At 40.4% G+C, this 21,094-nt stretch carries 16 protein-coding genes and 4 pseudogenes; 14 read left to right on the forward strand and 6 right to left on the reverse strand.

Going from position 1 to position 21,094, the window contains the following annotated elements:
* The first annotated feature begins 1,137 nt into the window (after nucleotides 1-1,137).
* From QYF49_RS20165 to QYF49_RS20210, 10 genes and pseudogenes are all read left to right on the forward strand, one after another.
* Nucleotides 1,138-1,320 carry a hypothetical protein gene (locus QYF49_RS20165; RefSeq protein WP_290401399.1) on the forward strand — a complete coding sequence of 61 codons (183 nt, stop codon included), beginning with the start codon at nucleotides 1,138-1,140 and terminating at the stop codon, nucleotides 1,318-1,320.
* 5 nt (nucleotides 1,321-1,325) lie between these two features.
* Nucleotides 1,326-1,625, forward strand: a complete 300-nt coding sequence (locus QYF49_RS20170) for a hypothetical protein (RefSeq protein ID WP_290401400.1) — start codon at nucleotides 1,326-1,328, stop codon at nucleotides 1,623-1,625.
* Nucleotides 1,626-2,200: 575 nt separating this feature from the next.
* Nucleotides 2,201-2,362, forward strand: a pseudogene (locus QYF49_RS20175) (response regulator); the annotation flags it as partial.
* A 79-nt stretch (nucleotides 2,363-2,441) separates the two neighbouring features.
* Nucleotides 2,442-2,747, forward strand: coding sequence for an ATP-binding protein (locus QYF49_RS20180; RefSeq protein WP_290401401.1), 306 nt, complete (start codon nucleotides 2,442-2,444; stop codon nucleotides 2,745-2,747).
* Nucleotides 2,748-3,010: 263 nt separating this feature from the next.
* Nucleotides 3,011-3,925 carry a hypothetical protein gene (locus tag QYF49_RS20185; protein ID WP_290401402.1) on the forward strand — a complete coding sequence of 305 codons (915 nt, stop codon included), beginning with the start codon at nucleotides 3,011-3,013 and terminating at the stop codon, nucleotides 3,923-3,925.
* A gap of 688 nt (nucleotides 3,926-4,613) precedes the next feature.
* Nucleotides 4,614-4,782: pseudogene (locus tag QYF49_RS20190) on the forward strand (transposase); the annotation flags it as partial.
* Nucleotides 4,783-5,209: 427 nt separating this feature from the next.
* A complete protein-coding gene (locus QYF49_RS20195) occupies nucleotides 5,210-6,790 on the forward strand; it encodes a spore germination protein (RefSeq protein WP_290401624.1) in 1,581 nt (526 codons plus the stop codon).
* Nucleotides 6,774-7,877: a GerAB/ArcD/ProY family transporter gene (locus QYF49_RS20200; protein WP_290401403.1), complete on the forward strand. Its 1,104-nt coding sequence runs from the start codon at nucleotides 6,774-6,776 to the stop codon at nucleotides 7,875-7,877. The genes QYF49_RS20195 and QYF49_RS20200 overlap by 17 nt, the downstream gene beginning before the upstream one ends.
* Complete coding sequence (locus QYF49_RS20205) at nucleotides 7,870-9,099, forward strand: Ger(x)C family spore germination protein (RefSeq protein ID WP_290401404.1); 1,230 nt, start codon at nucleotides 7,870-7,872, stop codon at nucleotides 9,097-9,099. Before QYF49_RS20200 ends, QYF49_RS20205 begins: the two co-directional genes overlap by 8 nt.
* A 39-nt stretch (nucleotides 9,100-9,138) precedes the next feature.
* Nucleotides 9,139-9,342 (forward strand): CLC_0170 family protein, encoded by a 204-nt coding sequence (locus QYF49_RS20210; protein ID WP_290401405.1) that lies wholly within the window; start codon nucleotides 9,139-9,141, stop codon nucleotides 9,340-9,342.
* 486 nt (nucleotides 9,343-9,828) lie between these two features.
* Here the strand turns inward: QYF49_RS20210 and QYF49_RS20215 are convergent, their stop codons facing one another.
* A complete protein-coding gene (locus QYF49_RS20215; RefSeq protein ID WP_290401406.1) occupies nucleotides 9,829-12,261 on the reverse strand; it encodes a molybdopterin-dependent oxidoreductase in 2,433 nt (810 codons plus the stop codon).
* A gap of 39 nt (nucleotides 12,262-12,300) precedes the next feature.
* Nucleotides 12,301-12,723, reverse strand: coding sequence for a hypothetical protein (locus tag QYF49_RS20220; protein WP_290401407.1), 423 nt, complete (start codon nucleotides 12,721-12,723; stop codon nucleotides 12,301-12,303).
* Nucleotides 12,724-13,009: 286 nt separating this feature from the next.
* On the opposite strand from QYF49_RS20220, the pseudogene istA reads away from it, so the two are divergent.
* Nucleotides 13,010-14,402, forward strand: a pseudogene (gene istA, locus QYF49_RS20225) (IS21 family transposase); the annotation flags it as partial.
* A gap of 497 nt (nucleotides 14,403-14,899) precedes the next feature.
* Here the strand turns inward: istA and QYF49_RS20230 are convergent.
* The 4 genes and pseudogenes from QYF49_RS20230 to QYF49_RS20240 all read right to left on the reverse strand — a co-directional run bounded on the left by QYF49_RS20230 (nucleotide 14,900) and on the right by QYF49_RS20240 (nucleotide 16,637).
* Nucleotides 14,900-15,094 (reverse strand): hypothetical protein, encoded by a 195-nt coding sequence (locus QYF49_RS20230; protein WP_290401408.1) that lies wholly within the window; start codon nucleotides 15,092-15,094, stop codon nucleotides 14,900-14,902.
* Nucleotides 15,095-15,603: 509 nt separating this feature from the next.
* Nucleotides 15,604-15,693 (reverse strand): annotated as a pseudogene (locus QYF49_RS26025) (ATP-binding protein); the annotation flags it as partial.
* A 241-nt stretch (nucleotides 15,694-15,934) separates the two neighbouring features.
* Nucleotides 15,935-16,309, reverse strand: a complete 375-nt coding sequence (locus QYF49_RS20235; protein WP_290401409.1) for a hypothetical protein — start codon at nucleotides 16,307-16,309, stop codon at nucleotides 15,935-15,937.
* A gap of 1 nt (nucleotide 16,310) precedes the next feature.
* Entirely contained in the window at nucleotides 16,311-16,637 is a 327-nt protein-coding gene (locus QYF49_RS20240; RefSeq protein WP_290401410.1) for a sigma factor, read from the reverse strand.
* A gap of 525 nt (nucleotides 16,638-17,162) precedes the next feature.
* Between QYF49_RS20240 and QYF49_RS20245 the strand changes: the two genes are divergently transcribed.
* The 3 genes from QYF49_RS20245 (at nucleotide 17,163) to QYF49_RS20255 (ending at nucleotide 20,918) form a co-directional block, all read left to right on the forward strand.
* Nucleotides 17,163-17,453: a hypothetical protein gene (locus tag QYF49_RS20245; protein ID WP_290401411.1), complete on the forward strand. Its 291-nt coding sequence runs from the start codon at nucleotides 17,163-17,165 to the stop codon at nucleotides 17,451-17,453.
* Nucleotides 17,454-18,268: 815 nt separating this feature from the next.
* Nucleotides 18,269-18,445, forward strand: a complete 177-nt coding sequence (locus QYF49_RS20250; protein WP_290401412.1) for a hypothetical protein — start codon at nucleotides 18,269-18,271, stop codon at nucleotides 18,443-18,445.
* Between the two features lie 1,066 nt (nucleotides 18,446-19,511).
* Complete coding sequence (locus QYF49_RS20255) at nucleotides 19,512-20,918, forward strand: MFS transporter (RefSeq protein ID WP_290401413.1); 1,407 nt, start codon at nucleotides 19,512-19,514, stop codon at nucleotides 20,916-20,918.
* The last annotated feature ends 176 nt before the right edge of the window (nucleotides 20,919-21,094 follow it).

The raw sequence follows: 21,094 nt of genomic DNA on the forward strand, positions 1-21,094 counted from the left end.
GAGGCCTACTTCATTTTAGTGAGACAACTGTGCGGGGTATTGGCACTGGCTAAGAGACTATAAATATTAAAAAGGTAAGCTGACCCTGGAAAAGAGTCAGCTTTTAGTGCTGGTGGGCGGAAACTGAATGTAAGTAGGCGAAAGTGAGCTTTGGGTGGGCGAACCTTTGTCGAGGGAGAGCTTAGTAAATGATAAGGAAGCCCGGCCCCTTTTTTACAAGAGGGCTTCTATTTTTTTAGAATAGATAGAAAAAATCCTATTAACCAAAAAAGTAATCTGCTGATATTACGGCATATTATTCAAATTTTGAAAAGAGAAAAAAGGGTGAAATGTGTTTCGCACACAGGTTCACCCTTGTGAACGCGAGAAGTACATGAGCATGTATTAAGATTGAAACCCCTGATACCATTGGTATCAGGGGTTTTTGTTTGTTGTTTTGGTGGTCAGTTTTATTAGTCAAAATCATTGACCACATTTTGACCACCAAAATTTAATTTATTTAAGAATCCTAAACCTCACTCACTTTAGGAAGCTAACAGATATGTTAAGAGGATAAGTCATACAAGAGATCTATTTTTTGGTCTCTTATTCCTTATTAAACCATCGGCCCAGAATGTGGAGGAAGAGTTGCTGATTTTACAAAAAATAAATTAGTTAAGGATAAATGGTGGTGAACCGTACCATAAATGACGGCTAAATTTTTTTGTTTGGGAAGGGTTTAGAGGCGATTAAAGAGGCTGAGCAGTATGTTGTGATATGGAACGAATGAGGTCCGAGTAGCTTGGTTTAAAAACTAACCGGGACATCTTGAGCACCCTTCAAGTTTCGCCAAAAAGCGTTATTTTCTGCTGTGCTGGAAAATACAAAGAAAAAGATAGGTGTGATTTCTGCTTTACTCGGACTTTCTGATGGAGATGGATAATAGCCCAATAAATATCGGGAACGGAGTTGATCTATTTGATCCGACTGCCGTTTTCTAATCAAATTGGCATTAAAACGTGGAAGTTGACATCTGTGAATGTAAATTATAGACTGTACAACCGTGCAAAGTTAAGCTGAAGTTGAACTTCCGTTTACCTCCTGTTTAACTGCATTATGTAAAGGTGATTGGCTATCACGAAGAAGAGAAAATGGTGGTTGTCAAAGAAATGGGGATTTGCAGCGTCTGTTGCCTTAATTCCATACGCGGTATTAAAGACGCTTTGGGCGAATGGAGTCGTCATTCTCGCTTCCGTGAAAGGAATCGAGGGACTGCATGCCTCTATGAAAACCAGCGCAGATCCGGTCAGCGCATTTCTATACGTCAACGCATCGACATAACCGCCGTGTTGGCACTCATCGCTTCTACGCTTGCGGTCGCTCTAGTCCAAGAATGGGGGCGCAGGATCCCGCGCTGGATGCTGCTCGTACCGGCAGGCTTGGGCGGAACGTTCTTTATAAGTATCAGCCTCGCAACCTTCTATAAAATGGCTGTCGGAACCATTCGCTTGACTGATACACCGGAGTTTGACCCCTGGGTGCTGCTTCCTGTATACGGAGGATTTTTCTTTTGGGGAATTGCGATCAGCATGGCAGCCTTGTCTTACGGGATTAGAACGGGCTTTTACACCCCTTCGAACGTGTAACAGCTTTTAAAAACAATTGATTGAAAGAGGTGGCTTGGAACATGAGCAAGATCAACTTAAAGGTTTGGCCCGGTTACGCCGGGTGCCTCTGGGCGATTATGTATGCGGTTTTCGTTCGATTCTATCAAGCTGCGGGCGGATCGATCGGGCTGCCGGGCAGCCTCGCAAACCCCGAAGGGTTCCAAATGGTTAGTTATATCGCCGGCGTGGTGGTCATGCTTGCAGGTTTCTTCCTATTAGGACTCGTCAAGCCTTGGGGGAAAACCGTTCCGGCATGGATCCCCTGGATTGGTGGGAAGAACGTCCATCCTCTTTTATTATTGATCCCCACGCTCATTGGCTGCGCCTTCGCGATTGCTCACGGAGTCAGTGGGATCATCACCGAAATCCTCCATTTGGTAGGAATCATGACCATCCAAATCCCCGGTTGGGCCGAGCTCGATGTCCGCGAATTAGCTGTATGGGATCTTCTGGTTTACGAGCCATGGTTTATCGTCATGGGCATTCTGGCGGGCTTGGCGGCATGGAACTATGCGAATGATACCAAAATTTTGCAGCCTTTTCTGCGGCAATCTGTGGACGGATTTTCCCTTTGCACGGAAATACGCAAAACCATTACAACACCTATTTTGTTTCTTACCGCCCGATCCAGCGAAATGGATAAGCTACAGGGGCTATTCTTGGGCGGAGACGATTATGTAACCAAACCGTTTAACCCACTGGAAGTTGTCACCCAGTGCACCTTGGGCGACCCGTTATTTATTCACGATGGATCCGGAGCCGGACCGCATTTGGGTAACTTTCGATCCGAAGCTTATGACGCGCGCTATCCGCAATTTGCTCGTCAATGCCGTCGTCCATAATCCTGAGGGTACCAAGATTGCGGTTCGAATCTCGCAGCTTCATGATCGGACGACGGAGATTCGGATCGAAGATAATGGGGTCGGATTCAGCGAGAAGCTCGGTCAAAACGATGAAGATCGAACATCCTCCGCACGTTCGGGGTTGGGATTATCTATTGCCAATAAATTTATAGAAGCCCATGGCGGAACTTTAGCCGTCCACAGCAAACCGAGCGAAGGGACAACAGTTTCGATCAGGCTGCAAGCGGCGCAAAATTAGGGTGAAGTTGAGTTTCCGTTTACTTCATGTTTACTTACACTCCTTATACTAAAGCTAAAGTCGTATAAGGAGTTGTGATTTTTTTGAAACCAATAAATTGGGGTGATTTATCCCATGCAACAACGACTCGCTCGAAGCCATCGGCGTTGCGCTGGTGGAGGCGCTGGCCGGATTGGGCCCGTTACGCAGCGATTGTTTGGACGCTCTTCTATGGTGCGTTGGCGTTATATTGGTCGTTAGGAGGCTCAGGTTTTCCATTAGGTTTGTTAAACGATCCAATTTCGCAATATTCTGCTTTTAGACATGCGACGGCCTCGGTTGCAGGACCTGTTATTGCTATTCTAAGCTTCCTTGGAGCGGCTGCTCTTTTCATGTTCAAGTTCAATATGCGAGGTATCGCCCGAACGATTCTGTTGTTTTATGCTTGGAGCGCAGCGGCGTTTCTCTGCTTCGCTATCCCGGATACCCGCGCTCTCATTGGAGTGGCGTATGCTCCCATTTCATTGATAGCGGTTCTTTTCGGTAGGTCGCTCAATTATTTCGATTTCTTCACATGGCCGGTGATCAATCAATATATTTGCCTTGTAGGCGGTTTGCTTTGGGCGGCGACAGCATTATCTTTCCAGCGTCAAACCCGTAACGCTTGCGCCTATTGCGGGCGTAAAAGCGATGCGAGCCGTTGGATAGTTTCGAGCTCCGTCATACGCTGGGGAAGGTGGGTGACCTATGTTGCGATCCATGCCCCTTATTACGATATCACCCGCATTGCCTGGCTGCTGGGAATCCCTCTTGGAGTAACAAAGGAATTATATCAAAGCCTTCAGGATTCAGGTGCAGTATGGGCTGGAGCGGGCCTTGCCCTGGTATCGATTGGCGGCGCCGTTCTAACGCATGGACTTATCAAGCCATGGGGGGAGACCTTCCCTCGGTGGTTTCCGTTTTGGTCCGGGAAGCGCGTACCTGTAGCAGCAGCCGTCGTTCCTGCCGGATTTGTCTGCATCCTGTTAACCGTTTCCGGCATTCAAGTCTTCTTCCAATTTGTTTGGAGTCCCGACTTTGAAAATTGGGGAGCATCAACACCGCTGCTGCTAATGCCTATTTGGGGGATTGCGTTAGGGGTCGCTACGATGTTCTACTATTTCCGGAGGCAGCAACACTGCAGTCATTGTTCGCAATAACCCTGATAATGGGAACGACGATGAGGAGTTTATCAATAAGATCCGAACACAAATGCAGCAGATGCACGTAAGGTTCCCCTGCATGAAATCAATAACACAAAGAATGAAGCTGCCGGGGTAAGTTCCTTCTCAATTTTTGCCGTTATAACCGCTAAGGTGAAACCTTTGTTTTTTCGCTTAAGCAAGCGGCTCGCAACTTCTATCCCTTAATCGATGCTGCCCCTTAAACTTGTGCTTTCATTATTAATAAAAAAACAAAGGCATTTCATTCAGCACATCAATTTCTAATTGAGCATGATCACCACCATTGCAAGAAATCCGAAGGTCTTTTTATCTCTAGTTTCTTATATTTATTGGCCTCGTGTGCCTATATTATTGTAGAAGATTTGGAAAGTCCATCGTCATATTACGATAAATTACTATTTTTTCGTTCTTGACGGAGTAGGGGAGGTAAAGCCCACTGTTCAAAACCTGACGACCAGGTCACCCTTGCTTGGGGGCTGGAAATTTCGCTTTCGCGATGATACGCAGAACTGTATCTCAAATAGTGGTAAAGCAGGAGTGGAAGTTTCTCCTGGTTAGCACAGTCTGAAAGAAAAAGGATACGTATAATTTCAAGGAAGGGTTTTACCTTTCCTTTTAGCTTGTAGACAAAGTCTCATGTCTAGAAGTTTTTTTATTGTAGAATCGCCCAAGCGTACCAGTCGTTCTTAATAAAATGGTCTTGATTCAATATTTGTTGGTATTCGCTGATCAAAGAGATTGAAACCAATGTGGCTTACCGATAGTTCCTGGGGTATGGGTTAGGGGAAAAAATCCCCCACTTCTCCACCTTCGGGAAGAATTACGCCCGACGGGCATTTTTCTGCACAGGATAGACCGCGCTTGTATTGGACAAACATTTGGTGTAGGTAAAAAACCGGATGCCTACTACGACAAAGTCTTGATGACAAAATTAGTGCAGGTAACACGCACACGCTAAACTTGCATGACATTGATCTCTTTGAACAAATCTTTTACCGCATTACCGAAGGATCTACTAGCCCTTAGTTCGTGGCTTCCCGAAGCTTGCAATATAGTCTGCGATTTTGGATTTCACAACCGTCATTTCATAAAGTACTTGCGATAGTAGGAATAGTCTAACGACAACTAACAAATGATAAGGGATACTATATGGATGTTGTTTTCATCACATATGACAGGAGTGAAAAGTACTTGAAATCCAATTTCTTTAAGAAAAATAAAAACAAGAATAAACAGGATCAAGAGATTACCCCTGATCAAATGATGAAAAAAAATAACAGAAGCAAACTAACCGGTAAATTGGATGAAACGATTCAGATTATCAAAAGCCTTTTAGGAGAAAACGATGATTTTGTTATTCGCCATTTTCATATCTTTGGCCATTATTCGGCCGCTATGGTTTATCTCTCTCACATCGTTGACCATGAAGTTGTCAATCGTGATATTCTAAAGCCTTTAATGAATGTCCCGAATCATTTAGTGAATAAAATGATAAACCTCACTCAATTGGAAGACGTGTTATTGAATGAAACGTTGTCTCATAGCAAAACGCACATAGAAAACGATATTGGAAAATTAATTTCGGCTCTATTGCATGGTAAAACGGTCATCGTGATTGAGAAGTTAGACAAAGCGTTTCATATAGACACGCACAAAGTAGAGAAAAGAGCTGTTACACAACCCGAAACAGAACAGGTCATCTTAGGACCAAGGGAAGGCTACATTGAATCGATTGTGACCAATCTTGCGTTATTACGCAATCGTCTACCAACAGCAGATCTGAAAGTAAAGACGATGACGATTGGTCGTTTAACGAAAACAAAGGTAGCGATCTGTTATCTAAAAGGAATTGCGAATGAATCACTCATTAAGGAAGTCGAAAAGCGCTTGTCTCAAATCGATATCGATGTCCTTCTTGATGTTGGCTATTTAGAACAATTTATTGAAGATAATCATTACTCACCCTTTCCCCAGATCCAGACCACGGAACGGCCCGATAAAACGGTAGCAAGCTTAGCGGAAGGAAGAGTAGCTATTATAGCGGATGGTTCTCCTTTTGCTTTGATTGCTCCTGTCGTATTTCACCAGTTCTATCAGACAACAGAAGATTATTCTAGTCGGTTTTTAATGGGCAGTTTTATGCGAATGGCTCGAGTCTTAGCCCTTGTATTTTCTTTATTCTTCCCCGGAATCTATGTATCAATGATCTCGTTTAACCCTGAATTAATACCAACCGAATTTGCGGTGGCCGTTGCCGGAGGAAGAGCGGGTGTACCTTACCCTGCCGTCGTAGAGGTTTTGTTAATGGAAGTCTCTATGGAGGTGTTACGGGAAGCGACTGTTCGTTTACCGAGGCAAGTGGGTGGGGCTCTGTCCATTGTAGGTGTTCTTGTCATTGGACAGGCTGCCGTGGAAGCGGGATTTGCCAGTCCAATTACGGTCGTTTTTATTGCATTAACTACGATTGGCTCATTCGCTACTCCTGCTTACACTGCAGCATTTGCCTTAAGGATATTACGTTTTTTGATTATTATACTTGCAGGAATCTTTGGTCTTTATGGTGTGGTAGTTGGCGTGATTTTTATATTCAACCATATGCTTTCATTAAAATCTTTTGGTGTTCCTTTTATGAGTCCCATGTCTCCAGGCAATTTACAGGGTATCAAAGATACGGGTGTTAGAGCACCTCTATGGTGGATGTATAAACGGCCCTCCTTCCTTCATCCTACCAACGAAGTGCGGTTAGGCACTAGTCCGAAGCCGTTCCAAAAGGCTCAAAGTGTTCCATCAGTTGAGGGCAATCAACTGACACAGGAGGAAAAAAATGAACCAACTCCGTGAAATAACGGTTATTCAAACAACATGTATTCTTATTAGTACCATTATAGGAGTCGGCGTATTGCCTCTTCCTCTCTTCGGAGTAAAAGCAGCCGATACGGGGGCTCCATTGGTAACGTTCCTAGCCATTATGATCGCCTTTTTAGGGTTGTGGGTCATTACCAAGCTTGGAATTCGTTTTCCAAACCAGTCCATTATTCAATATAGTGAAACGATTATTGGGAAATGGCCAGCGAGAATATGTAACTTTTTGGTCATCGCTTTTTTTCTGCTTTTAACCGGACTCGGCGCAAGGGAGTTTGGAGAGGTTGTTGTCACTGCTGTCTTAAGAGAAACTCCAATCGAAGTCACTGTGATTGTCATGTTATTAATGGCCGCAATTCCGGCGCGAAACGACATCAATATTTTTAGTTACATTCACGTATTTTTTCTTCCAGTGATTCTGTCACCCGGTTTAATTATCGTAGCCCTCTCGCTAAAGAATGCAAACGTTCTTTATCTGCAACCTCTATGGGGACATGATCACAAAGTGATGATCCTTGGAATATTGACGATTGCCGCCTTGTTTCAAGGCACTTTCATAATAACCATACTAATTCCTTACATGCGTCGACCAAAGAAAGCGATGAAAGCCAGTCTGTGGGCAATCGGAATCGCAGGAACCTTTTATTTATTAATTGTGATTGCGGCCGTTTCAGTATTTGGACCTGAGGAAATCAAACAATTACTTTGGCCAACGTTGGAGTTGGCTAGAACTACTTCTTGGGGAAGGGTTTTGCAACGGTTGGATGTGATCTTTTTAGTGGTTTGGGTAACGGCGGTATTTACCACGCTTTATTCTAGTTATCTGTTTATGGCTTTTTCCATCAGCCAATTTTTTCATTTGCGTGATCATAAGATGCTCTCGTATTTTCTTTTACCGCTTGTGTTTGTCATTGCTATGTACCCGAAAAATAGCCTCAAAATGTATGAGGTTATCGTACTAGTAGGCACATTCGGATTAATCCTTACCATTATTTATCCCTGCGTTTTATTGGTTATGGCTATACTTCGGAAGCAAGAGGGACACAGGACGATAGAAAATGGGTAATCATGGAAATATTATTCGTTTACTTTGTGTTATCGTTTTATTGGTACCGTTGTTAACGGGGTGTTGGGATAGTGTCGACATTGAGGACCGAGCAGTTGTGCTTGCCATTGCCATTGACAAAGCTGAAAAAAATGCTAAAGAAAATGAGGCAGAGATTTCCCACCTTAAACAAAAAGGTTTTCGAAAACCTCAAGAAAAGATGATTCGTGTCACTGCTCAAATCGCTGTACCTGGACGGATACCATTGGGTCCAGATACAGGGGGAGGAACGGGTGAAGAAAAACCGCCTGTTTGGGTATTAAGTGCCGTTGGGCACACGTTAGATGATGCATTACTGAATTTACAACAGGAGGTGGCAGACCCCATTTTTTTAGGACATCTACGTGTAATCATTATCAGTAAGGATCTAGCAAAAAAAGGGGTGAAACGTTTTAACGATTATTTTCGACGTAATCCGGAAATCAGGAGATCTGCATGGTTGGCCATTTCTAATGGTAACGCAGCCAAGCTTATAAATGTAGCCCCTAAACTCGAAAGAGTACCGGCGTTATATATAGCTGCGATGCTTGAAAACGGGGTTAAACTGGGGAAATTTCCTAATGATTTTATCGGCTTGTTTTGGAGGACATTATCCAGCAAAGGCCAGGACGCCTATCTTCCTTTTTTAAAAGTGAAGGAAGAGGAAAATATTCAAATAAAGGGTCTTGCCAATTTTAGCAATGCTAAAATGGTAGGGATGACGGAACCCTTGGAAATTGGACTATATATGGGTGTAATGGGCGAGCGAAAAGGAGGCTATGGAGTCTTTGTTGACGTTCCAGGCACTAAAGCAAAGGTGTTAGTTGAAGCAGTTCATCGTAAATCCAGAGTAAAAACGGTTATCCGAAACGGGAAACCCCATGTACAAATTAAAATTCGTTACGAAGGTCAGATTAATGAAAAAGACCATGAGAAAGTGGAAATAAATAAGTCCGCAGTGATTAAACGTATTGAAAAAAAGGCCGCTACTGATACAGAAAAATCAGTCAAGGGGCTAATAAGAAAAACCCAGCAAATGCAATCCGATATCTTTGGTTTTGGAGAGTATGTTCGTGCGAAACATCCAACGTACTGGAATGAAAACGTTAAAACAAAAGAAAACTGGCACAAACTTTATAAAGAGGGAACGTATGAAGTCAAAGTGGTTTTCCATATTCGTCGTGTCGGAATGAAAGCCGAATAGGAAATTAAAATCATCAAAAGAAATAAGAAAGGAGATCTTATGTATGAAATTGGATACGCCAATTATATTGTTTTTTTATTAGTCGTCACCGGGGTACTCCTCTTACGGCAAGATGCAAAAGCATACCAAGTGGCTAAGATGAAAAGGGAGACCAAAGCGGCAAAATTTATGGGATGGCTCAATATAGCGGTTGGTATTTTTGTATTTTTGGCGGACTGGGCCATAGAAAAATGGTTTTGGTAAGGTAGGGGTATCGCCGACAAAACGGGAAAATCGGACGCTAAACCAATTTATGTAACTTTAAAATCGTGATTTACTTGTCAAGAACGATACAGAAAAAGAAATTCCGCTTCAGGAACTAGAAGAAGCATAACAAAAGAAGTAACCGATCGTTCTTTGATAACTGAGCGATTTTTTTTGGACATAATCGGAATGTCTCCTCATGAAAGTCCACAACTCTATATAAAGATGACCAAATTAGGGAACGCATTACGGACCTACTGATTGAACGGGCATTGGATGGTGTAGATATCCGTTTTGTAAGAGATGGGTGGGGGAGCAAGAAGTTATCCAAAACTCAGATTCTTCGGATGATCATAAGCCCTCAGACGATTCAAATCTGAGGGCTTTTTTGAAAATTAAATTAGAACCCTGGGAAGAAATAAAAAGGGAAAAATCTTTTCTTTTCATAGAAGTTCTTTTTTATTCACAAAGATAAAAATCCCTTTTTTAAAACGAGCCATCCTTCAAATCTGGTAAATACGGTGGTATTGGTACATTTATGGTTGATGCCGGTATCTCAAGTATCTTTCCAATTTGAATATCGTAGGGTGAAATTAATGCGTTGGCTATTTGTAAATTTTCAACAGATATGCCATATTGATTAGTCAGCGATTGTAAAGTATCTTCTTCAGTAACGATATGCTGGGTCCGCAACTTTTCGATTTTACATGCTGATTGCTTAAATGTTGGCTGTTTGGATAGTGGATCGGTAAAATCCGCTGTTAACTCATTTGCGGCTTCCCGTCCTTCCCAACTCCCAAAATGAAATGGAACAAACACTAGTCCTTTTTGTACCACATTTCCAATTCTTGCAGGAACCTCAATCCATCCACGTGGGGACGAGATACGTATAAGTTCTCCGGGAAGAAGAGAAAGTAACTCTGCATCAGCCTCATTGATTTCCACATATCCTCGGGGAGCAGCTACATGCAAAAGAGGTGATCGAGCCGTCTTTGTCCTGGTATGCCAATGCCAAACAAGTCGTCCTGTTGTCAGCCACATAGGATACTCTTTTGTCGGCTGTTCAGCAGGTGGCAAATAGGTGATTGGATAAAGGATTGCCCGACCATTTGGATTTTTCCTTTCATACTCTATTTTTGTTAAAGGCCGTCCTGTAAATTGATGTTTCGTAAAACTCTGGGTATATTCTGTTTCTGTAGGAAATTTAAAATCAGTATATAGTCTAGTTGTACCTTCAGAATGCTCTTCATTTACAGGCCAGCGAAGTCCGTTATACTTTTCTAACTTATCGTAAGTTATCCCGGTCATATCACAAGGACGGCCACGAGAGACATTTTTCCACTCTTCAAAGCATTCTTCTGTTGTTGAGTAAGCAATTAACGGATTTCCATCACGGTCCTTTAAGCCCATCCGTTTTGCAAAATCCAACAAAATTTCAAAATCAGTTCTTACTCCTTCCGGAGGGTTTACGGCTTTTCTTAATAAATTAATCGTTCGATCTGCATTTTCCATAACTCCCTCTTTTTCTCCCCATAAAGCAGTTGGCAGAACCACATCCGCAACGGTGACCGTCTCAGTTAAAAAAGGATCCTGAACTACAACGAATGTTTTTTCAAATGCTGCTTTGGCCCGCCGTCTATTCGGGAGAGAAACCATGGGGTTGGTGCCAATATTCCAAAAGAACCCGATTTGGCCCATTTCCATCATATCAATTTGTTCCTCAATCCCTTTTTCCGGACCAACCGGAAGTTTCGCTTCATCCATATTCCATAGCCTTGCTATCTCTTGTATATGTGACGGATTGGCCGAATTCCGCTGTGCTGGAAAAGTTCCGACTCCCCCTGCAGTCCGGTTGGCAGATGAACTCGGCTGTCCTGCCATATGGAGTGGTCCGCAGCCTGGCTTGCCAATTAACCCTCTTATCAAATGCATATTATTGATGGCTACACAGGCTGTTGTGGCGTCAGCGCTTTGATAGACTCCCTGCAGAGTGGTGGTGATAAGTGATGGAGTTTTCCCCAGATGGGCTGCCACAAGCAGGAGTATGTCGATAGGTACCCCCGTTACTTCTGACGTTTTCTCCGGGGTCCAATTTTTTACCGATTCCGCCAGTTCTTGAAACCCAATTGTATGGTTATCAATAAAACTTTGATCAATCCAGCCATTTTTTACAATCAAATGAACAATTCCATTTAAAAGAGCCACATTTGTTCCAGGATAAAGCTGAAGATGAATATCCGCTGCCTTTGTCGTGAGGGTTCTTCTGGGATCAACCGTGATGATGAACGGTTTTCCAGTTTTTTTCTTGCGCTCCATAATCCGTTCAAACAGTACTGTACCCGTTTCCGCTACATTGTGGCCAAACAGCATAAGCGTTTCAGTTTCATCGATGTCATCAAAGGAGGCCGGGCTGCCATCCGCCCCAAATGATTGAAGCAGGCAAAATTCGGTGGTGGCTGTACAAAGCCGGGTATTGGCGTCCAGTAAATGAGTTTGAAGACCGGCTCTGCCGATTTTTGCAATTGTGTAGTAATCCTCTAAAAAACCTTGTCCGGTCGAATAAATGGCAATGCTATTTTCCCCTTTCTGTTTTAGAGACTCGATCGCTTTTTTTACAATTAAATCCATTGCATCATCCCATGTAGCAGGAACCAACTTTCCGGAAGAGTCACGGATCATGGGAGTTAACAGACGGTCGGGGCTATTATTGGCATACCACTGATTTTCCCCTTTGGGACCAAGTCTACCCCTGTTAATGGGATGGGCACTGTTCCCCTTGATTCCAACTATCTTCTCATCTTTCACAGCAATATAGCAGCCGCAGCCAATTGAGCATATGTTACAAGTACTGTACACCCACTTATCAACATCTCCCTGGCTGTAAACATTTATATCGGTTCTTTCAGTTTCCCAGGACATTGAACTTCCTCCTTGGATATTAGTTGTGAGAAAAAAGATTTAGCGAAGGGCAGATATGTAAAAAGAAGGAATGATATACTTCGTTTGCTTAGCCCCATAAATCTTTTCCAATTCGGCAGCTGAGTGTTCAAGGTTGGTCTTAATCTCCTGGAATAAAGGCTCCAATTTTCTCACTGATTCCAGGTAGGGAAGGTTCATCCATTCAACCGCTCTTTTCCATGCTCGAAATGTAGGGTTGGCTATTTCATTATCATGATAAATAATTGTCAAAAATTCTGTCATGTTCTTTAGTTCGGCCCCATCTTTTGAAAGCTCAAGCAATAGCTTTTTAATCATTTCCAGTTGCTCTCTCAAAATAGCTTGAAGTAAAATCGCAATCGAGTGATCAGAATTTTCTATTTCCTTTATTGCTTTTTCAGTTTGGTTTTGAAGATCTGAATATAACTCTTTCAGTTGTAACAATAAATTTCCCCTCTTTCTTAAAAAATTAAAACGCTGCGGGCACGCTCACATTCTTTACTAGATTTCCCAATCAGTTTAGGAATATACTTTAAGTAGAACCATTTTACCCCATTTAAAGTAAAAATCGGGTGGAGTTTATAGATCATCGTGGGACTGTAAACGCTAGAATAAAGTTGACAGTTTTCGCTTGATTAGATTTTACACTTTTGCTCGATCAGCCTATTACTTTAGTAAAATAGTTGGTGACATTATTTTACTGGAGGCTAGGGTTTTGGAGGAGAAATTAGTGTTATATGTAAAGATTTCAGAATTACACAAACAAAAATTCAAATTTTCACAAATCGCTAAGCAGCTTAAGATCTCAAGACCAACTGTCTATAAATATTTAGAGATGACATTTGATGAAGCAAAAGCTTATACTGAACAGCCTCTTGGGAGGAAAAAGAAATTAGACAGCTACAAAGATTGGATGTTGGCCTGGTTGGAAGAATACCCACATCTGAGTAGTGCACAAATTCAAGATATCCCAACCTTGTAGTCGGTGGAAGCTCCGTGAGATCTTACGTTAAAGAAGTCAGGGAAATATACCAAATTGAGAAAAAGGTAATGGTTCGTCAATACGAGGCAGTTCCTGAGCAACCAATGGGGAAACAACTTCAGGTAGACTGGGGCGAAACAAAACAGGAGACGACTGACAACAAAGAAATCAAGCTGTATTTCATTGCGTTTGTACTCGCTCACTCTAGGTATAAATATATGGAATGGCAGGCACGTCCTTTTACCACAAGAGATGCGATCCGGTGTCATGAAAGTGCATTTCAATTCTACGGAGGACGTACAGACGAAATCGTATATGATCAGGATCACTTAATCACAGTGAGCGAGAATGCAGGCCAGCTGCTTTTAACAGCTGAGTTTCAAAGTTATGTGAATGAACGTAAGTTTAAAGTTCACTTGTGCAGAAGAGCTGATCTGGAATCTAAGGGCATGATTGAAAATGTAGTGAAATACATAAAAGGCAACTTCGCAGACAGTCGAGTGTTCAGCGACATAGAGGATTGGAATCATCGGGCATTACAATGGCTACAGCGTACGGGGAACTATCAAGTTCATCAAACAACGAAAAAAAGACCAGCTGAAGTGTTTCTCCTCGAAAAGCAACACTTACAGCCAGTCTCTTCGTTACTTTCATATGAAAGTACCAATAACCAAAGTATAACAAGAAGTGTAAGCAAGGACAACACGATTCGTTACAAGTCAAACATTATTCCGTCCCACTTGGGACTTATCAAACAAAGGCTGAGAATCTTGTTTTAATTGAAGTTAGAGGTGAAGAGCAACAGACGCTCGTGATTCAAAAAGAAGCAGAGAGCGAAATCATTGCCGAGCACAGCATCAGCTTAGAAAAAGGAAAGCTCATTCAAAATCGAAATCATACCCGTGATCGCTCAAAAGAGGTTGAAGGATTCAAACAACGCCTGATCTCCTTTTTTGAAGATCAGATACAGGCAGCTGCTTATTTTGATGTGATCAGCCAAAGATACCCCAGGTATCGTCGAGACCAGTTTGCGATCATCCACCGGGTCATTCAACAGTATCCAGCGTTGATTGATACCGTAATGACCAAGTGTATGACAGAAGGCGGATATGGTAGCGAATGTAACTCTTTTAACAACCTTAACTAGTTTCTTTTCCATAACTACTTTACTTTATTTATTAAATGTAATAAATAATAAACGGGTAATACTTTTTTCGATTGCTAAGGATTAAAAAGTAATTAAACCCGGGGGACACGAATTTAGGTGAAGTTCTGGCTCCATAAGTTCCTTACATATTACTTTTTCGCCAGGTTGGGTGTAAACCTAAAAGTAACCCAAAACTCAAAAAATTATAAAAAAAGTTGCAGAATGTAGCAACTTTAATAAATATTTATACTATCGTTTTTCTGTTAAAGAAATGTTTCAGATTCCATCATTCCTTCTTATTTTAGCTAAACATGAAGTCCTATTAACTGTTTCATCCGACTCCCACTTCACTGATGATTTAGGTAATAACGTAGAGAAAAATATAAATACCTTGAAAGCTTAGAAGCTCCCAAATTGCCATAATTAAAAACCACATACGAATCAGCAAACAAAGAATCAGCAAAAAGACCACAACGGTTTTTTTGCTTTTTTTATTTTGGCTTTCCGTTTACGATGATTTCACTTGCTAATGGCCAGAAAGAGAGTTCAGCCATTACCTTTGAAGTGTTTTTGTAGAAAGAGGGAAGCGAGTTGTTGGTCAATCGGTTTCGGCAAGTTAATGCTGAACCAATATAGATGATTTTTTGCTGTTTGACTTTTAAAATGAAAGGTGTTCCTTCATACATGAGGAGCACCTTTTTTAATGCTGCGTTAAGATTAGTGTAAGAGTTAGCTACTACATTCTATACAACAACCGGTTTAGTCGTTTAATTAGCAATAATATTTTAGAAACGCCTCCGAAAACAACTTAAATGCAAAAGTGAGATCCATTTGTATTTTCCGGAAATTTATATAGCCTACCCATTTTGGCGGGTCTTCCTGAACAAAATTTAATTTATTTATCTTTATATAAGCTTGCGAATAATAGGAGGGCCAGTGCTACAACAGTTACGGAAAGAATAGTTGTCATATCCATACCCCCTCTTAAACCTCAATCGGATATATTGAGATCAATCCAATCTATCACTTAAACGTAACAGGTTGTCCGATTTTCAAAGGAAAATTACAGGATAAATCCTGTAGTCTATTCTATGCGCTAGTTAAAAAGTTTGCTTAAACAAATTAAAAAATCGAAGCCAGGGAAGAGGAGAATTCCAAATTTTTTAACCAACTTGAAATTGAACAGAGAGTGCCACTCTCTGAGTTGTGTTAACTGACGGGCAGTCAGAACGTTTTGGCCTTTCAGTTCATCTAGTTCATATCGCGTAATAGATTCTAAGAATTCTGGAGGAGTAGCGATGATTTTAGGAGGTTAGTTAGTAGATAAGTATTTTATTAACCGAGAAAAATTCCTTTATGATTAAAACACCTTCAATCGAATTAGCTATTATCTATCAAGTACTCTCAGCTTTATCCAAAACCCCATTGGCATGCTTGTGAAAGGGTGCATCCGGGGGTGATTGGTTTTGGGGGAAGATTCATATAGTCAAAGATACTTTTATCGGGCGGCTCTGCTCCTTCTCCGGCTAACAAATATATGATTTTAATATCTGAAACCGCCCTACATAAATAAGCCAAATTGCTATGATATATTTTCGATTTCTCTTAATCATTTTACGACTCAAAGTAACCCTGCCCACTAAATCTTTAACAGGAAGTTGTTTTTTCTCTAGTATAAACTCAGTCATTTCCTCGTCTTCAACAAGCAGTCTGGCAATTTCTTTGGCATTTTCCCGGGCGTCTACGTGTTTAGGACAATCCTTGCTTAACACCTTAAAGTTCAGGCCAAATTCTCTAAGTAATCTTTTGAACTCTTTGATTTCAAATACCGTTTTCTCAGCCAGTGTATTTTCCTTATAATGCTCCATTGCGGCTTTTTGTTCAGTAACTAGCTTTTTCATTTTATTCCACTGGCTGCAAGTAAGTAAATCGATTTTTACTTGCTTCTTTTCCAATATAGTCGATTAATCTTCTTCGAATCACCATGTCAGCAAAAGTGACTAATCTGCGTCTAACCGAATATCTATCAATCGCTTCATTAAATGCGGAAAAACCTTTACTAAACTCGTCCATACAGGGGTCCATATATTGACGGCATACTGTTGAAGTGACTCTTATAATAAATGGCCGAAACGCATCCACCAGCTCTCGCAAACCTTTTTGAATCTTCATCACTTTAATTTCAAAGTCTTTAACATTATCTATAGTTCTGTTTCCTTCTTTTAACATAGCTGCAGTAGAAACCCTTTCACCTCAATCGTGATTATTTAACTTTGGGATAACTAACGAGAAACTTAAAATAGACAGCGCTTGTTCTCTTATTAACATTTATATCATTGTTTTGTAGATTTTAAGGATACAGTTATATAACAATATTAAATAATTGACCTCTTTTGTAATCGGTCTGTCATTTTTATGTAAAGTTATCTTCTTAGGATTTAGGAATTTTTATTAATATGGCATAACAGCCTATTTAGGGATACGCAATGTTACAATTTTAAAAAGATCAAAGAATGCCCCCTTGATGAAATGGTGGCCATGAGATGAAAGCCAGCCCGCAAACCGATTTATATAAAAATTATATTCATCAAATACGGTGACCGTGTCCGGAGCAACCGCCACTGCGATGGAGATAACTGAAATGTCAGAAACGGTGCCGGAACAGGATTTTTGGTCCCTAGGCACAGTGAGCAACGGAACCAAGCTAAAGGTTCTTGGCAGTGTCAAAGAACGGATGGGAAAACTTGGTATTACGTGGCCTATAAAACGTGGGCCAATGCAAGCCCGGATGACGTGAAATACTATATGGATTCAAACAATTTTAAAAATGATCCTGTAAAATCGAATCAGTTTATTAAGCTTTCACAATCAGCCAGTTTGAACGCCGATGAGGTCCATCAACGCATTCTCACCGGTAAAGGTATCCTTCACGGACAAGCTGCAGCTTTTATCACATCAGTGGAAACCTACCATATCAATGAACTCAAGCGCTGCTCGAAACCGGAAACCGGGAGTTCAAAGCTCATGGGTTCTGCAAAAGCGTAGCCGAAGGATGGTTTACACCGGAAGCTGCAATCATTGGCGGCGCAAAATTCATCTCCCAGGATTACATTCAGGCAGAGCAAGACACGATCTACAAAATGAGATGGAATCCGCTTGGGGCGTCAACCAGTGGAAAAGATACCCATCAATACGCAACAGATATCGGCTGGGCGGTCAAACAGACCACGAAAATGCACAATCTTTACAGCCCCTTCTCCTCCTATAAAATCATTTATGGAAATACCGGTTTATGCACTAAAGCAGTAGAAACAAAAGGGACTCTCTTTTCAGTGATGTCCCTTATTTAGATTATGAGTAATGGTCTCGAATGCAGGAGTTTGTTATGCTGAGGTGGTATCCATATATACATAGATAATTTTAGATGGGTCTTTAGCCTAAAGCTCGTTTGCTCGTACGTATGCTTAGCAAGTTTTTAGGATAAACAGTCCCTTTTTAAAATATCTAATAAAATAAAATAAATACACTTGTGTAAACGTTTTTGTTTTCACATATATGTTTACGCTTGTATAACAAATTGCTAAGTATTAGTACTCTTTTGTTTGGCTCTTGGTATGTGCGCTTTAAATTGGTTAGTACTTATTAGGTTAGAGGGTTATAAATGAAGAGCGATTACAAAAATGTTAAATGATAAAACAGAATACTTAAAGGAGGGATTCAAGACTTCTTAATGTTCTATTGTCAGAGAAATTCAAACCAACGGAGGCTTTAATATTTATTAAATTTTAAGGTTGTTTCTACATACCGTGTTAGAATATGTTTATAGACAATTACAAACCTGAAGATATGGAGTGTATAACATGATAATAGTTAATGGTAAAGGCATAAAGGGGTTTTTATATGATTCTTTAGAAACAGCAAAGGATGACTTAGAGGACGATGAAGTCATTGTCACAAACTATTCCGATACACTTGTCATTATACGGAAGGAAGATTTAGAAAAAGTGGGTACTGTTGGATATACTAAAGTAAACTAAAGTGATTTGTAGTTTTTTGCCCCCGTATCAGCCATATAGAGTGTAAATCATGATGAAGCGACCAAGTCACCCCCTTGGTCGCTTTTATTTTGGGACCTCCTAGTTTTTATTCATTGATTTTGGTTTCAGTTAATAAAGATCATGCTGCGCTCGATGATGAGGAAACCAAATTTTAATACTTACTTTTGTTTTCCGTTTATAAACCAAAAAATATAGAGAAAATAATAGAGAGTAGGAATATAGGGCACCGAGGAATTTAAAAACTCAATAAGTTTAAAATCAGGTAGAAAAATTAATCTATAAGCAAATATTTCCACCAATAAATGTACAACACAAAAGAGAAAACATTTTATTGTAATCTACGTGTTTTCGGTAAAAAAGAAAAAACAGAAAAATGATTGTTTAACAAGCTGCATTTGAAGTTAAGAATGTAGTGAGGAATGACAATGTTTCCCAAGGTGGCTAATCCTAATGATTGCGGTTACTATATATTATAGTCCGACACGAGTAGGAGATTTGTAAGCCGAATCGATAATCACAATGCAAATTAATATTAAAACAATCTGATTGATTCGAAAAAAATATATTTAAAACTTGCACAAGGAAAGACAGGAAGGGAAAAACCGCCTTTTTCGAGGTTCCGAACAATCCAAAACTCAGCGAGCTCTGGGAGGAGGATTAGCCCGTTTTGAGAGTTCCGATAAAATTTTCCCTTATGTATTATGCTGATCCGCTGAGACGGTAGCTCTTATCACAGTGTGTGAGGAATTAATTGTAAAACGTGTTTCTGAATACGATGACATAGAGCTTTTGAATAATCAATCTACAATGTATATGTAAGTAAATCCATACACATTCTTTTTGTGGGTTGATAAAAAGCCCTTAAATTTTATCTGATTGTTTCATTAGATACAAATAATTAGAGATTTTAACAGCTACCAATTTAAACAGGGAAATTTCACTTTTTGACTACTACCTTTTTTATTGTTCTTAGGAAGTGGGCCGTAAGGTTGATGCTGGCCCCGTTTCTTATAAAATCATTTAACATGGAGGTATCAGGATATAGATGAAGTTTAACAAGAAAAAAATTAATGTTGTAGATATAAAAAAAGCTAAAAAAAGTGTGTTTGCTACAGGTGTAGGAAATGCAATGGAATGGTTTGACTTTGGTTTATATTCCTACCTAGCGGTTATTATAAGTAAAAACTTTTTTACTGCTGTTGGAAATGATGAGCTAAAATTAGTGTTTACATTTGCCACATTTGCGATTGCCTTTTTAATGCGTCCGCTGGGGGGAATTATATTCGGTATGATTGGAGATAAATTGGGAAGGAAAGTAGTTCTAACCACCACCATTATTTTAATGGCTTTTTCCACATTACTCATCGGTTTATTACCTACGTATGACCAAATCGGTATATGGGCACCGATCCTATTACTAATAGCAAGGATCATTCAAGGCTTTTCAACTGGGGGTGAATACGCTGGTGCAATGGTGTATATTGCAGAATCATCTCCAGACAATAAGCGAAATGTGCTTGGTAGTGGATTAGAAATTGGTACGCTCGCTGGTTACATACTCGCTTCACTGCTTGCCAGTTTACTATTTCTGCTTCTATCTGATGAACAGATGGCCTCTTGGGGTTGGAGAATCCCATTTTTACTTGGCTTACCATTAGGGCTAGTTGGTTTTTATTTAAGAGGTAGTTTAGGGGAAACACCTATTTTTGAAAACGAACTTTCAGAGTCTGATGATGAGGTAGAAGAAGAAAGTTTCCTGTCCATATTAAAGAATCATAAAAAAGATGTTTTTGTATGCTTTGTAGCTGTTGCTTTTTTTAACATCACAAACTACATGCTATTATCGTACATGCCTTCTTATTTGAATGAGATTATTGGATTGTCTAATACTGCAGGAACTGTATTAATAACAATTATTATGATCCTCATGGTGCCACTAGCTTTCATTTTTGGAAAGCTTAGTGATAAAATCGGGAACAAGGCTGTTTTCTTAATTGGTCTGGGGGGCTTAACCCTATTGTCTGCTTTATCATTTTATTTAATAAACATGAATAATCTGGCTTTTATTTCGATAGGAATTCTAATTTTGGGTATTCTACTTTCAACCTATGAAGGAACCATGCCAGGAACTTTACCAACAATGTTCTACACGGATATTCGCTATCGAACATTAGCTGTAACCTATAATGTGTCAGTTTCACTATTTGGTGGGACGACTCCGTTGATTGCCACGTGGCTAGTTCATAAAACAGGGAATAACTTAGCGCCTGCTTTCTATTTAACCATTGTAAGTATTATTGGATTCCTGGTGGTTTTGTTCTTGTTCACTAATACAGCAGGAAAATCTCTTAAGGGCTCTTATCCAACAGTGGCTTCTAAATCTGAGTACAATGAGGCTGTTAAAAACCCAAAAGATGCACTGTGGTGGTATAGCGAACAATCAGAAAAATAATTTCCCTAGCTTATGGAAAAAAGAATCTTGGAAATTTGAAAACGATTCTAAGCTATATGAGTTCAAAAAAAGCCTATTACAGTCCCATAGGGACCAATACACCCTATAAGAAAAACGAAGTTATATCTTTAGTAGTAACCGCTCTTTTAAGCCCAGTTGCAAAAGCAACTGGGCTT

The sequence above is a fragment of the Fictibacillus terranigra genome (assembly GCF_030412265.1).
In the GTDB taxonomy this organism is placed as follows: Bacteria; Bacillota; Bacilli; order Bacillales; family Fictibacillaceae; genus Fictibacillus_C; species Fictibacillus_C terrinigri.

Coding starts and splice junctions, on each gene's coding strand:
- QYF49_RS20180 (WP_290401401.1), top strand. CDS start 2,442: ATGACGCGCGCTATCCGCAATTTGCTCGTCAATGCCGTCGTCCATAAT.
- QYF49_RS20195 (WP_290401624.1), top strand. CDS start 5,210: ATGATGAAAAAAAATAACAGAAGCAAACTAACCGGTAAATTGGATGAA.
- QYF49_RS20200 (WP_290401403.1), top strand. CDS start 6,774: ATGAACCAACTCCGTGAAATAACGGTTATTCAAACAACATGTATTCTT.
- QYF49_RS20205 (WP_290401404.1), top strand. CDS start 7,870: ATGGGTAATCATGGAAATATTATTCGTTTACTTTGTGTTATCGTTTTA.
- QYF49_RS20210 (WP_290401405.1), top strand. CDS start 9,139: ATGTATGAAATTGGATACGCCAATTATATTGTTTTTTTATTAGTCGTC.
- QYF49_RS20215 (WP_290401406.1), bottom strand. CDS start 12,261: ATGTCCTGGGAAACTGAAAGAACCGATATAAATGTTTACAGCCAGGGA.
- QYF49_RS20230 (WP_290401408.1), bottom strand. CDS start 15,094: ATGTATGAAGGAACACCTTTCATTTTAAAAGTCAAACAGCAAAAAATC.
- QYF49_RS20235 (WP_290401409.1), bottom strand. CDS start 16,309: ATGAAAAAGCTAGTTACTGAACAAAAAGCCGCAATGGAGCATTATAAG.
- QYF49_RS20240 (WP_290401410.1), bottom strand. CDS start 16,637: ATGTTAAAAGAAGGAAACAGAACTATAGATAATGTTAAAGACTTTGAA.
- QYF49_RS20250 (WP_290401412.1), top strand. CDS start 18,269: ATGATAATAGTTAATGGTAAAGGCATAAAGGGGTTTTTATATGATTCT.
- QYF49_RS20255 (WP_290401413.1), top strand. CDS start 19,512: ATGAAGTTTAACAAGAAAAAAATTAATGTTGTAGATATAAAAAAAGCT.